The organism is Thalassobaculum salexigens DSM 19539 (assembly GCF_000423805.1).
GTDB classification, from domain to species: domain Bacteria; phylum Pseudomonadota; class Alphaproteobacteria; order Thalassobaculales; family Thalassobaculaceae; genus Thalassobaculum; species Thalassobaculum litoreum.
In genome coordinates, this window is record NZ_KE384093.1 from 1,255,623 (window position 1) to 1,268,847 (window position 13,225).

A 13,225-nucleotide genomic window follows, 5' to 3' on the forward strand; every position below is an offset into this window, starting at 1 on the left:
CGTCCCTCCGCTCAGCCGAGCTTCATGTTGTCGATGCCGACCAGGCGGTCGTACAGCCAGTACATCACCAGCACGCCGGCCAGCAGGATCGTGCCGAGCGCGGCCGCGAGGCCCCAGTTCAGCGATTTCTGCATGTGATAGGCGATGAAATTGGAGATCAGCTGGCCGTCCTGACCGCCGACCAGGGCCGGGGTGATGTAGTAGCCGATCGCCAGGATGAACACGAGGATCGAGCCGGCGCCGATGCCGGGCACGGTCTGCGGCATGTACACCCGCACGAAGGCGATCAGCGGGTTGGCGCCCAGCGACCGGGCGGCGCGCATGTAGCTCGGCGAGATCGTCTTCATCACCGAGTACATCGGCAGCACCATGAACGGCAGCAGGATATGCGTCATGGCGATGATCGTGCCGGTCATGTTGTAGATCATCTCGATCCGGTTATCGTCGGAGAGGATCCCGAGGAAGACCAGCGTGTCGTTGATCACGCCCTGGGTCTGCAGCAGGACGATCCACGACGTCGTGCGCACCAGCAGCGAGGTCCAGAACGGCAGCAGCACCAGGATCAGCAGCAGGTTGCCCTTGGACGGTGGCAGCGTCGCCAGCAGGTAGGAGATCGGATAGGCCAGGATCAGGCAGGCGACCGTCACACCGATGGAGACGTAGATCGTCTTCATGAACAGCTGGACGTAGATCTGCTTCCACTCCGGCTGCATGACGATGTTGCCTTCGATGTCATACGTCCGGTCGACCGCGTTCAGGTAGTAGCTGAAGGTGATCGGCGAGGAGACCTGCTTGATGATCGTCCAGGTCCTCGGCTTGCCCCAGTCCGGGTCGACCCCGACCAGGGCGAAGCGCAGCGGGTTCTCGCGGATCTCGCCTGCGCCGGCGGCGGTCTTCTCCAGCAGGGCCGCGAGCTTCGCGCTTTCGGCCTGCACCAGCGGCAGCAGCCGGTCGAGCGAACCGTCCGCCAGCGCGCTCTCCAGTTCCGTCAGAAGCGTGGGGTAGGTCTCCGGCTTCGGCGTCTTCTCGGCGAAGGGCGAGTTGCCGGTCTCCCACTTGCGCAGCAGGGCGGCGGTCTCCGGCAGTACCTCGGCGAATTCCGGCGTCTCGGCCAGGGCGTCCAGGGTCGGCCAGGTCGCCTTGTCCTCCCAGCGCTCGTCGAAACCGACCAGGGCGAACTGCATCGGGTCGTCCTGGATCTTGGCGGCGGCGCGCTGCGACTTGTTGATCAGGGAGCGGAAGCCGCCGTCCTCGTAGTTCAGGCGGGCGCCCATGCGGCCGATATTTCGTCGCTGCCCCTCGCTGCGGTCGCCCATCTCCTGGATGAAGGCGGCGAAGACCGCGTCCTGCGGCAGGCCCTCGCCGTCCCAGTTCTCCAGTTCGGCGACAGTCTGCGGGATGGCTTCGTTCACTTCCGGGTTGTCGACGCTGCGCATCAGCATGTCGACGATCGGGAAGATGAAGGTGACCAGGATGAACAGCAGCAGCGGGGCGACCAGCAGGAAGGCGCGGATCTTGCTGCGCCTTGTGGCGCGGGCCAGAGCCACCTTCAGGGGCGTGCCGTCGGCCATGGTCAACGGCCGTGCCGGGCCTGCCTCTTCTACCGCATGCGCCATCGGGGTCTCCCGCAATCGGGTTGTCGGCCGCTCAAACGAGCGGGGAGAAAAAGTGCAAAACGAATGAATGGGGAGGGGAGAGCGGCGCACCGCTCTCCCCGAAAGGTCTTAGCTGGCGAGCCAGGCGTTGAAACGCTCGTTCAGCTCGTCGCCGTAGTCCGCCCAGAACTCGAAGTCGTTCTGCAGCGGGTTCTTGAAGTTGTCCGGCGCGGTCGGCATGTGCGGCTGCATCTCCGGCAGGATCTTGTCGAAGGACGACTTACGCACCGGGCCGTAGGAGATGTACTTCGCCTGGTCGGCGAGGCGCTGGGTGTCGGTGGAGAACTTGATGAACTCCCAGGAACGCTCCATGTTCGGCGCACCCTTCGGGATGACCCAGAGGTCGATGTCCCAGACCTGACCGTCCCAGACGATCTCGAACGGCTTGTTCTCCTTGGCGATCGCGTTGAACAGGCGACCGTTATAGGCGGTGGTCATCACGACCTCGCCGTCGGCCAGAAGCTGCGGCGGCTGGGCGCCGGCTTCCCACCAGATGGTGTCGTCCTTGATGGTGTCGAGCTTGGCGAACGCCCGCTCCACACCTTCCGGGGTCGCCAGCAGGTCGTAGATCTCGTCGGACGGCACACCGTCCGCCAGGAGGGCCATCTCAAGGTTGGCCTTCGGGGTCTTGCGCATGCCGCGCTTGCCCGGGAACTTCTCCAGGTCGAAGAAGTCGGCGATCGTGGTCGGGCCGGTGTCGAACTTGGTGGTGTCGTAGGCGTAGACGGTCGACCAGACGATGGTGCCGACCGCGCACTCGTGCACGGTACCGGCAATGAAGTCCTCGGCCGCCGCCGTGCCGTCGTCACCCGCCGGCAGATCGTCGGTCGGGAGGGTTTCGAGGATGCCCTCGTCGCAGCCGCGGACCGCGTCGGACAGCTCGACGTCGACCAGGTTCCAGGTCACGTTGCCGGCCTCGACCTGGGCGCGGATCTCGGCGAGACCGCCGTTGTAGTCCTCGGAGTTGATGGTGTCGCCGGTCTGCGCGATCCACGGCTTGTGGTACGCCTCGACCTGGCTCTTGGTGTAGGCACCGCCCCAGGACACGATGGTCAGGGTCTCCGCGGAGGAGGTCCCCGCGTAGCCGATCGCCGCAAGCGCGACCGCCGCGACTCCCGCCGACTTCAATAGATGGTTCATTGAACAAGTCTCCCTGTGTTGTGCCGGAAGTTTCCGGCGACTGCCCCTGAAGTCTTTGTGTTCGAGGACCGGACGGGGGTCGCGACCGGCCCGTACTCCCGAATGGCGACCGTCAGGCGTCTAGCGCCCGACAATCGTCCAGGGCCCAGCCGACCTGAACCTTCTGTCCACGGCTCAGCGACGCATGGGCGTGGGAATTCGGCACTTTGACGATGAACTCGTCATCGCCGCAGGTGCTCACCCGTGTACGGATGTGATCGCCGAGGTAGATCAGTTCCTCGACCTTCGCATCGAATACGTTGGGCATGCTGCCAGGCGCCGGATCGAGCGCTACCCGCTCGGGCCGCAGCGACAGGGTCGTCTGCGAGCCGGTGCCGTTGTGATTGACGCTCAGCGCCTGGATGATGTGGCCGTCCACATCGACCGTGCAGCTGGTGCCGTTGACTTCCTTCACCGTCCCGCGCAGGCGGTTGTTCTCGCCGATGAACTCGGCGACGAAGGCGTTGTCCGGCCGCTCGTAGAGGTCCGGCGGCGTGGCGAGCTGCTGGATCTTGCCGTCGTTGAACACGGCGATCCGGTCCGACATGGTCAGCGCCTCGGACTGGTCGTGGGTCACGTACACGACCGTCATCCCTAGCTGCTCGTGGATGTGCTTGATCTCGTACTGCATCTGCTCGCGCAGGTTCTTGTCGAGCGCGCCGAGCGGCTCGTCCATCAGCACCAGATCGGGTTCGAACACCAGGGCGCGGGCCAGGGCGACGCGCTGCTGCTGGCCGCCGGAAAGCTGGCCCGGCCGCCGGCCGCCGAAGGCGCCGAGCTCGACCATGTCGAGCGCCCGCTGGACCTTCGCCTCGGTATCCGCCTTGGACAGCTTTCGGACCTGCAGCGGGAACGCGAGGTTCTCGGCAACGGTCATGTGCGGGAACAGGGCATAGTTCTGGAAAACCATCCCGATTCCACGTTTGTGCGGCGGCACGTGATTGAGCTCGCGGCCGCCGAGCATGATCGTCCCTTCCGTAGGCGTCTCGAAACCGGCCAGCATCATCAGACAAGTCGTTTTGCCGGACCCGGAAGGTCCAAGCATGGTCACGAACTCGCCAGCCTGAATATCGAGATTGAGGTCTTTAACGACGAGGATCTCCCCGTCATACGTCTTCTGGACCTCTACGAATTGGACGAACGGCGTCTTTTTTTCCGCCATGTCCCCCTTGCCACCCTAGACTCGCGCCGTGCCGCTCTCCCTAAAGCAACACGCCCTGTTCGGCGCGGCATTGCGCGCCCTTTGTTTCGCAAAACCCTAAGACAACGGTGCGCGGCCTGTAAAGCGCGTCGTTGCGGTGCGAAAGGAAGGACCCCAGGAACGGCGGAACCCTGCGACATTGCCACAAATGCGACACGCGACCGTCGCCTACGGGTCGGGACGGCTTTGCGATCGACGGCACTCTGCGCCCATGACGGGCGAGGCTCATGACGGGCGAGCCGGCCCGATGTCGGTGGCGGGGCGCGTGCCCGGTGCGGTTGCGGGAGACGGATATGAAGGATACGGCTCGGGTCGTCGTTATCGGCGGGGGCGTGGTCGGGGTGAGCACGCTGTACCACCTCGTCAAGAAGGGCTGGTCGGACTGCGTTCTGCTGGAACGCACCGAGCTGACCGCCGGCTCCACCTGGCATGCCGCCGGCCTGCTGCCGCTGTTCAACATGAGCTACTCGGTCGGCCAGCTGCACCAGTACTCGGTCGAGCTGTACAAGACCCTGGAGGCGGAGACCGGCCAGGACGTCAGCTTCCACGGCGTCGGCAACCTGCGGCTCGCGACCAACCGCGACCGCATGGACGAGTACCGCAACTACCAGTGCACGGCCGAGACCATCGGCGTCGACTGCCACCTGGTCGGCGTCGACGAGATCAAGAAGCTCTGGCCGCTGATCAATGCCGAGGGGCTGATCGGGGCGCTGTGGCACCCGACCGACGGGCATATCGCCCCGGTCGACGTGACCATGGCCCTGGCCAAGGGGGCGCGGATGCATGGCGGCACGATCCACCAGCACACCGAGGTCACCGGCATCGAGCGCGACAACAACGAGTGGATCGTCCACACCTCGAAAGGTTCGATCCGCTGCGAGCATGTGGTGTCGGCCACCGGCAACTACGCGCGCCAGACGGCGCTGATGGTCGGCCTGCAGATCCCGGCGATTCCCGTCGAGCACCAGTACATCGTCACCGATGTCGACCCGACGCTGAAGGAATACCGCGAGGCCGGGAACCCGGAGCTGCCGGTGCTGCGCGAGTCGGACAGCCAGTACTATTTCCGCGAGGAGCGCATGGGCTGGATCCTCGGCCCGTACGAGCGATTCGCCCCGGCCTGCTTCGTCGACGGCGTGCCCTCGACCTTCGAGAAGGACCTGTTCCCGGGCGACCTGGAGCGGCTGATGCCCCATGTGGAGGCCTGCATGAGCCGGGTCCCGTCGTTCGAGACCGCAGGCATCAAGGACATCGTGAACGGCCCGATCTCCTACACCCCGGACGGCAACCCGATGGTCGGCCCGGCCTTCGGCCTGCCGAACTTCTGGCTCTCGGAAGGCCACAGCTTCGGCGTGACCGCGGCCGGCGGCGCCGGCTGGCAGCTCGCCAACTGGATCGTCGACGGCGAGCCCTCGGTCGACATGATCGGCGTCGATCCCCGGCGCTTCGGCGTGGTCTCCAAGAACTTCGCCAAGATCAAGAACGAGGAGGCGTACGAGCACGTCTTCGTCAACCACTTCCCGATGGAGGAGCGCGAGGCCGGGCGGCCGGCCAAGACCGTGCCGATCCACGGCCGGCTCGATGCCGCCGGTGCCGTCTGGGGCGCGCGTTTCGGCTGGGAGCGCCCGAACTGGTACGCCCCGGAGGGCGTGGCCCGCAAAGACGAATACTCGTTCCGCCGCTCCAACTGGTTCCCCCATGTGGGCAACGAGGTGGCGGCGATGCGCGAACGCGTCGGCCTGCTGGAGCTGTCCTCCTTCGCCAAGTACATGGTCGAGGGGCCGGGCGCGCGGGCCTGGCTCGACCACATGGTCGCCAACATCATCCCGAAGAAGATCGGCCGCATGAGCCTGAGCCACGCGCTGAACCCCTCGGGCTCGATCCGCTCGGAATTCACCATCTCGCGGCTGCCCGACGGGCTGTACGGCGAGCGCTTCTACCTGGTCGGCCCGGGGGCCGGTCACGACTACGACTGGGACTTCCTCACCAAGCAGCTGCCGCGCGACGGCTCGGTGATCCTGTCCGACCTGACCACCCAGTACGGCGTGCTGGTGCTGGCCGGTCCGATGGCCCGCAGGGTGCTGGAGAAGCTGGCCGATGCCGACGTCTCCAACGAGGCCTTCCCCTGGCTGACCGTGCAGGACATCCCGGTCGGCTGGTGCCCGACCGTGCGCGCCTTGCGGGTCAATTTCGTCGGCTCGCTGGGCTGGGAACTGCACCACCCGATCGAGTACCAGGCCCATCTCTACGACGCGATCATGGAGGCGGGCCGCGAGTTCGACATCGGGCTGGTCGGCCTGCGGGCGATGGACAGCATGCGCCTGGAGAAGAGCTACCGGCTCTGGGGCACCGACCTGAACGCCGAGAACTCGGCGCTGGAGGCCGGGCTGAACCGCTTCGTGCGGCTGAACAAGGGCGATTTCGTCGGCCGCGACGCGCTCACCCGCCAGCAGGAGGCGGGGGTGCCGAACACCTACTGCACCCTGGAGATCGATGCCGGGGACGCCGACAGCTTCGGCAACGAGCCGGTGTTCATGGACGGCGAGGTGGTCGGCCGCGGCACGGCGGGCGGCTACGGCCATCATGTGAAGAAGTCGCTGATGCTGGGCTATGTGAAGACCGAGTTCGCCGAGATCGGCCGCGAATGCCAGGTCCGGGTCATGGGCGAACTCCGCCCGGCCCGCATCGTCCCGGAGAGCCCTTACGATCCCGAGAACGAGATGCTCCGGGCGTAAAGCGCGCGCGGCCGGCGGCGGCGTTGCAGACGAGGTGGCAGACGAGACGGGCGGCGGCGCTTCCGACGGGATGAGACGGCCGGCGGCCACGGAGGTCGCCGCCGGTTCGGCATCGTCATCTGACCGTTTCGGTTTCTTGTTCTTCTTCCTCCCCACACCCACTCCCCGGATTTAGTCCGGGGCCCACGCCCGGGGTGTTCCTGGATGTGCCGCCCTTGCGCTCCGATGCGCTCGCCCCGGACTAAATCCGGGTGGTGAGAGAGAAGAGGGAAGGGAGAGGGCGAGGCCGGTGTCCGCTCGGCCTCACCCGCCAGCGGTCATCCGCCAACGATCGCTTGCCAGCGATCACCCGCCCTGCTGCTGCGCCTCGCGCTTGGCCTTGCGCTCGCGGAAGGCGGCGAGCGCCTTTGCCTTGCGGGCCTCGAACTCTGACATCATCCGGGCTTCGGTCAGGTCCGCCTGGCGCTGCAGGAAGGCCACGTTCGCCGCCCGGGCCGCGGCGCGCACCCGCTGCAGCTCCGTCTGCCTGGCGCGCTCCTTGAGCATCTCCTGGCGGTCTTCCATATGCCGGCGGGCGACGGCGCTGTGCACGATCGGCAGGCCGGCCGCGCTGGCCACCAGGTGCTCGCGCTGGCCGTACCACAGGTCGTAGACCTTCTTCTGGTAGTACGGGCCGCGCTCCTCGTCGCGGGAGTGGTAATAGGCGACCGCCTTCGGCCACGACTGGGTCGTCTCGTTCAGGTCGGCCAGGAAGGCCGCGGCGTATTCGGCGTTGGCACCCGGATCGAAGGCATGCTCCAGGTCGCGGAACGCGTCGCCGTGGTAGTACAGGTTGATCTGCATGCAGCCGACATCGATGTTGGTGATGCCGCGGGCCTGCAGCCGCCTCACCTCGGCAATCGCCGCCGCCTTGCTCGGCAGATATCGCCCGACGCCCTCCGCCATCACCGTCCACGGCCAGGAAAAGCTTGCCTTGTGGGGGCTGCTCCAGCGTCCGGTCTCGGCCAGCGAGATCGCCGCCAGCAGGTGCGGCGGCAGGCGGTTGTCGATCTCGGCCTGGCGGGTCGCGGCCACGCAGAGCCCATGCGCCTCGGGGGTCACCGGGGCGGCGGGTGCGGCCTGGGCCGGGCCGATCAGCGCCGGGCCGAGCAGGGCCGGAACGAGCAGCGCCGCGAGCGCGACAAGAACGGCCCTGGCAGACAGGGCTTTGGCAGACAGGGCTTTGGCGAACAGGGCTTTGGCAATCGGCATGGCGGACCTCCTTTGCCGAAGGTAAAGCAAGTGCCGTGCCAGATCGTTCGGAGGGGAGGTGTCAGTCGGCGTCGCCCAGGGGACGGCGCGGATCGAAGGTGGAGAGCCCGGCGATCGCCCGGCGCATGTCGGCGGCCAGGCGCTGCAGCCCGGCGGTGCGTTCGAGCCGCCGCTCGTCCATGTAGAGGCCGCGCTTGACCTCGATCTGCAGGGCGTGGATGCCGAGATCCGGGCGGCCGTAATGCCGGGTCACGTAGCCGCCGGCATAGGGGCTGTTGCGCCGCACCCGGTAGCCCTGGTGGCCGAGCAGCCGCTCGACCCGGCCGGTCAGCACCGGCGAGCAGCTGGTGCCGTGGCAGTCGCCCAGCACGATGTCGCTCACCGGATAGCTGCGGCCGTCGGCGCCGATGGTGTGCACGTTGGACGGCATGGAATGGGCGTCGACCAGGATGCAGTAGCCGAAGCGGCTGCGGGTCTCCTCGATCGCCTCGGTCAGGGCGGCGTGATAGGGCCGCCAGTAGCCCTCGATCCGGTGCACCGCGTCCTCGAAGGCGAGCTTGCCGGCATAGACCGGCACGGCGTTGGAGACGACCCGGGCGATGGTGCCCAGTCCGGCGGCGATCCGCGCGTTGCGGGTGGTGACGTAGTCGGGCAGCGGGTCGGAGAACATCGCCGGGTCGAGCTCGTAGGGCTCGCGGTTGGCGTCCACATAGACCCGCGGAAAGGTGGCGGCGACCAGCGGCGCGCCGAGCTCGGGGGCGGCGGCGAACAGCTCGTCGACGAAGCTGTCCTCGCTGGAGCGCAGGGTGCGCTCGTCGAGCCCAGTGCGGGTCAGCAGATCGTCGGGATAGTGGCGCCCGGAATGGGGCGAGGAGACGACGATCGGCAGGGTCTGGCGCACCGGCCGGCGCACCGTGACCGGCGGCGGCGGCGCGTCAGCGGCGGCTGTGGCGGTGACTGAGGCGGCGGCCGCGATGGCGGCAGCGGGGCGGGGGGCGGCGGGGTCCGGGACGGCGGGGACCACCGTTGAGACGGCGCGGGAGGCGGTCTGAGGGACGGCTGCCACGCGGGTCGGGCCGGGGGCTGAGTCGGAAGCGGCCACGCTCGCCGGCATGCCGGTCTCGGCGGGTTCGGGCAGGCTGTCGACGCGCTCGTCCATGACATTCAGATAGAGCAACACGGCGCCCCTGTCACCGGTCTGAGCGCGACCCGCGTCGCCGGGGCGTCCGGGGACGCCGGCGCCGGGGCGAGGGGACGGTCCGGTGGGGCGGCCAGGGCACCTGAGGGTCGGCCGGACGGGGCGCGAGGCGGGGATGTGAAAATAGGGTTGCCAAGCTTGGAGAGGGGCATTAAGACCAGCCGCTCGCGGCACGGAATTCCCGTCAGTGCCGCCGCCGACAGGTCCCTCCCGGGGCCGATCAGACCGGCACAGTGGGCGCGTAGCTCAGCGGGAGAGCACTACGTTGACATCGTAGGGGTCGCTGGTTCAATCCCAGCCGCGCCCACCACGCATCCGGTTGATGTCATTGACATTTTCCGGCTCAGGCTAGGTCCAAAACTCGACGGAGACCGTTGCTGTCACACTTCGTGTCACAGTGAGGTCCACCCATGCCCACCATCCGCAAGCGGAACCGCCGCTGGCAGGCCCAGGTACGTGTCGCCAACAAGGCCCCCATCACCAAGACCTTCGACCGCTACCAGGACGCCGTCGCCTGGGCGGCCGAGACGGAGAAGAACGTCCGCCGGTCACTCGCGAACGACACCGGCATCCGTGTCGCGCAGACGACCCTAGGTGACCTGATCGACCGGTACCAGCGGGAGATCACACCAGCCAAGCGCAGTTCAGAGGTCGAGGCGCTGCGCCTGGGAAAGATGCGACGGGACGCGATCTCAGGTTTGGTGCTGTCAAAGCTCTCCCCCTCGGTGGTGTCGGACTACCGTGACCGCAGGATGGCTGAGGTGTCCGTCGATACCGTCAGACGGGATCTCGGCACGTTGCAGCATGTCTGGGACGTCGCGCATCGCTCCTGGGGCCTGGTGGGGCTTGATAACCCCTTCCGGCTGGTGCGGAGGCCCAGCCCAGCGCCCGGACGCGCACGTCGGCTCTCCGTGGAAGAGCAGGCCCGCCTCGAAGCGGCCTGCGCGAAATGTCGGAACGAGTTTGTCCCGCTGGTGGTGAGGTTCGCCCTGGAGACGGCGATGCGCCAGGGCGAGATCCTGGCATTGCAGAAGCGAGATATCGACATGGGGCGCCGGCTGGCGCTGGTGCGCTACTCGAAGAACGGGCGAAGCCGCTTGGTGCCGTTGAGTGAGACGGCCCGATCGGCCGCCAGGGACGCCACCAGCCGCTCCGGGGAAGAGCGGGTGTTCCCGCTGACGGCAATGTCGGTGAAGCTCGCTTGGCGGCGCGCCCTGAAGCGCGCAGGCCTTGAAGACCTGCATTTCCACGACCTGCGGCACGAAGCGATCAGTAGGTCAGTTGCCGTCACCGGACGGCGGGACTGTGGAGGGCGAGAGATAATTGCCGACCGGGATCCGTCGCTGCGTAATCCCGCAAGATAGGCCGGCGCCACGAAGGCCTTCACGCAGCGACTGCCGGTCGGTGCGGCACTTGCTTCGCTACCAATGTCCTCTGCCTTCCTTCACACTGCTGCGATGGATCAGGCGACATCCAAAAGCCCCGATGTCCCGCGCGGGTCCAAGCGGGTCGTCGTGCTCGGCGGCACCGGAACGATCGGACGCGCGACCGTCAGCGCCATTCTTGCGCGAGGGCACCGGGTGATATGCCCTGTGCGCCCCGCGAGCCTCGACACGGCGCGCCTGCAGCTCCCCCCGGACGCCGACATCCGGCCGTGCGAAATCACCGATCCCGCCGCGCTGGCCCGCGATGGCTTTCGCGGCGAGACCTTCGACGCATTGGTCTCCTGTCTTGCCTCCCGTTCTGGCGCACCGAGGGATGCGTGGGCCATCGACTACACGGCGCATTCGCAGGCCCTCGGCGTTGCGCGCAGCTCAGGCATCTCGCACATGGTCCTGCTCTCGGCGATCTGCGTGCAGCGACCCCGATTGGCGTTCCAGAAGGCCAAGCTTGCCTTCGAGGAGGAGCTGATCGGGTCCGGCCTGACATTCTCGATCGTGCGGCCGACCGCGTATTTCAAATCGCTGTCGGGGCAGGTCGACCGGGTTCGTCGCGGAAAGCCGTATCTTGTGTTCGGGAACGGTGAGCTCACGGCCTGCAAGCCGATCAGCGACAGGGATCTGGGAAATTATCTCGCAGACTGTCTCGACGACGCGTCTCTCTGGAACCGGGTGCTTCCGATTGGCGGTCCGGGCCCCGCCATAACGCCCCTTGCGCAAGCCGAACGGCTCTTCGAGCTGCTCAATGAGGCGCCGCGCGTGCGGCGGGTGCCGGTCGGGCTGCTCGACGCCATAATCGTGGGCCTGAGTGTGCTCGGAACAGTGTCGCGGCGTCTGCGCGACAAGGCAGAACTGGCTCGGATCGGGCGATACTACGCAACCGAGTCGATGCTGGTGCTCGATCCGGCGACGGGTCGCTACGACGCAGATGCGACACCGTCCACGGGCGCCGACACGCTTTTCGATTTCTACGCAAAGATCGTGGCCCAAGAGGAGTCGGTCGATCTTGGGGAACACGCGGTTTTTTGACGTTCAGCGTCTCGGGTCGCAGCCGATCACCAGTGACTTCAAAAGGCGACCTTCCGCGCTTCCTTTCGGGCGGCTTCGCAGCTGCGGTGAATGCTGCCAAGGAGATTGAGGCGCAAGCCTCAGCCCGGGCTTGCGTGAAACGTCAAACCGCCGATTTTCCAAACGGCCTCTAACCCGACAGGGCATTTTCCAGGCGCTGGATCAGGGAGCGGAGTTCGAGCGACGTCGAATTTGCGACCTGCAATCGGCCATGAACAGGGTGATCGGGCTCGATGTCGGACAGGCAGAGGTACAGCGTCGACAGAAGGCGCCCTGTGACGTTGTTGATATCGTGCACGAGTGCCTGAGGGCTGGGTTCTGCGTCGTTCGTATCGCCATTCGGTCGGCACTGGCCGGCGTCCGTTTCCGTCATGGACGCGCGCCGATCGCGTCGAGAAATCGCTGCTGCATGGTCAGGTCTTCCGCGAGAAGTCCCCTGAAATCCTGGGTGCGGAGGCGCGGGCTCCGCTTGTTGACTCCTCGGAGGGTCATACACCCGTGCTCCGCATCGACGATGACACCCACAGCTTGCGGGTTCAGGCCGTCTTCGATGCATTGCGCGATTTGCGACGTCATCCGCTCCTGAATCTGCAGGCGGCGCGCATAGGCATCGACGACGCGGGCCAGCTTGCTGATGCCGACGACCGAACTCGCCGGCAGATAGGCCACATGGGCCTTGCCGACGATCGGCGCCAGATGATGCTCGCAGTGGGAAACGAAATCGATGTCGGTCAAGATGACGAGGTTCTGATACCCCGACACTTCGGAGAACGTGGTGGTGAGGAGAGCCTTCGCGTCCACGGCATAGCCGGCGCAATACTCGGAGAAAGCGCGCACGACTCTGGCCGGGGTCTCCAGCAGCCCATCGCGGCCCGGATCCTCGCCGATCCCGCGCAGCAAGGCGCGAATGCCCGACTCCGCAGCGGCGAGCCGGTCTTCTCCTGATTCGCCGACGAACTCGCCGTCGTCTGAGAGCTGGTGTGCGGCAAGACCGCCACTGCGCATGATCGAAACGGGCATATCCGTCATTTTAGGCACTCCATCCCTTTTGAGACTCGCGCGGACCCGGGCCGCCGTCTGTGGTTTACGTTGCGGAAACGTTCACGGCGGTTCGGGCTTGATCCCGAAGCTGCGCCAAGGTCTCCAGGAGTTCGTCAGGCGTGAACGGCTTGCGCAGAATTGCATCGGCGCCGAGAAGTCGCGCCGCCTCCAGCACGTCCGCAACCTCTCCGATCGCCCCGGACATCATCACGAAGCTGGTATCCGGGAGAGTCGACTGGACGCTGCGCAGGACCTCGAACCCCTCGCCGTCCGGCATCAGCATGTCGCAGACGACCATATCCGGTCGCCAGTCGAGCAGCATCGGAATGGCGTGGACCCCGTTGCTCGCGGTGCGGACGTCATAGTCGGCCCGCCCCAGAACGACAGCCAGGTTCTCGCGTAGATCAGGGTCATCCTCGACCAGACAGATTTTCGTCATTCTCCCGGTGCTCCGATAA

11 protein-coding genes and 1 tRNA gene are annotated in these 13,225 nt (G+C 66.6%); 4 read left to right on the forward strand and 8 right to left on the reverse strand.

The genetic code is table 11. The annotated features are described in order from the left end of the window. Positions 1-11: 11 nt before the first annotated feature. The 3 genes from G578_RS0110300 to G578_RS0110310 all read right to left on the reverse strand — a co-directional run bounded on the left by G578_RS0110300 (position 12) and on the right by G578_RS0110310 (position 3,996). Positions 12-1,616: an ABC transporter permease gene (locus tag G578_RS0110300; protein ID WP_028794167.1), complete on the reverse strand. Its 1,605-nt coding sequence runs from the start codon at positions 1,614-1,616 to the stop codon at positions 12-14. Between the two features lie 108 nt (positions 1,617-1,724). Further along, complete coding sequence (locus G578_RS0110305; protein ID WP_051244525.1) at positions 1,725-2,795, reverse strand: ABC transporter substrate-binding protein; 1,071 nt, start codon at positions 2,793-2,795, stop codon at positions 1,725-1,727. A gap of 112 nt (positions 2,796-2,907) precedes the next feature. Beyond that, positions 2,908-3,996 carry an ABC transporter ATP-binding protein gene (locus G578_RS0110310; RefSeq protein WP_028794169.1) on the reverse strand — a complete coding sequence of 363 codons (1,089 nt, stop codon included), beginning with the start codon at positions 3,994-3,996 and terminating at the stop codon, positions 2,908-2,910. A 332-nt stretch (positions 3,997-4,328) separates the two neighbouring features. Between G578_RS0110310 and G578_RS0110315 the strand changes: the two genes are divergently transcribed. Beyond that, entirely contained in the window at positions 4,329-6,770 is a 2,442-nt protein-coding gene (locus G578_RS0110315) for a GcvT family protein (RefSeq protein WP_028794170.1), read from the forward strand. A 345-nt stretch (positions 6,771-7,115) separates the two neighbouring features. Here the strand turns inward: G578_RS0110315 and G578_RS25735 are convergent, their stop codons facing one another. Continuing rightward, entirely contained in the window at positions 7,116-8,021 is a 906-nt protein-coding gene (locus G578_RS25735) for a lysozyme family protein (protein WP_051244527.1), read from the reverse strand. A 61-nt stretch (positions 8,022-8,082) separates the two neighbouring features. After that, entirely contained in the window at positions 8,083-9,201 is a 1,119-nt protein-coding gene (locus tag G578_RS25740; protein ID WP_245565589.1) for an N-formylglutamate amidohydrolase, read from the reverse strand. Positions 9,202-9,454: 253 nt separating this feature from the next. Between G578_RS25740 and G578_RS0110330 the strand changes: the two genes are divergently transcribed. The 3 genes from G578_RS0110330 to G578_RS0110340 all read left to right on the forward strand — a co-directional run bounded on the left by G578_RS0110330 (position 9,455) and on the right by G578_RS0110340 (position 11,687). Then, positions 9,455-9,529, forward strand: a tRNA-Val gene (locus tag G578_RS0110330). A gap of 100 nt (positions 9,530-9,629) precedes the next feature. Next, positions 9,630-10,583: a site-specific integrase gene (locus G578_RS25745; RefSeq protein WP_051244529.1), complete on the forward strand. Its 954-nt coding sequence runs from the start codon at positions 9,630-9,632 to the stop codon at positions 10,581-10,583. A gap of 93 nt (positions 10,584-10,676) precedes the next feature. After that, a complete protein-coding gene (locus tag G578_RS0110340) occupies positions 10,677-11,687 on the forward strand; it encodes an NAD(P)H-binding protein (protein WP_156907255.1) in 1,011 nt (336 codons plus the stop codon). A 169-nt stretch (positions 11,688-11,856) separates the two neighbouring features. Here the strand turns inward: G578_RS0110340 and G578_RS29470 are convergent, their stop codons facing one another. Genes G578_RS29470 through G578_RS25755 form a run of 3 tightly spaced genes read right to left on the reverse strand, consistent with a single transcriptional unit; the run spans position 11,857 to position 13,206 of the window. After that, the gene (locus tag G578_RS29470) at positions 11,857-12,099 is read right to left on the reverse strand and encodes a hypothetical protein (protein WP_156907257.1); all 243 of its coding nucleotides are present in this window, start codon (positions 12,097-12,099) and stop codon (positions 11,857-11,859) included. Continuing rightward, a complete protein-coding gene (gene folE / locus G578_RS25750) occupies positions 12,096-12,755 on the reverse strand; it encodes a GTP cyclohydrolase I FolE (RefSeq protein WP_245565590.1) in 660 nt (219 codons plus the stop codon). The genes G578_RS29470 and folE overlap by 4 nt, the downstream gene beginning before the upstream one ends. 55 nt (positions 12,756-12,810) lie before the next feature. Next, positions 12,811-13,206 carry a response regulator gene (locus tag G578_RS25755; RefSeq protein WP_051244531.1) on the reverse strand — a complete coding sequence of 132 codons (396 nt, stop codon included), beginning with the start codon at positions 13,204-13,206 and terminating at the stop codon, positions 12,811-12,813. Between the last annotated feature and the right edge of the window lie 19 nt (positions 13,207-13,225).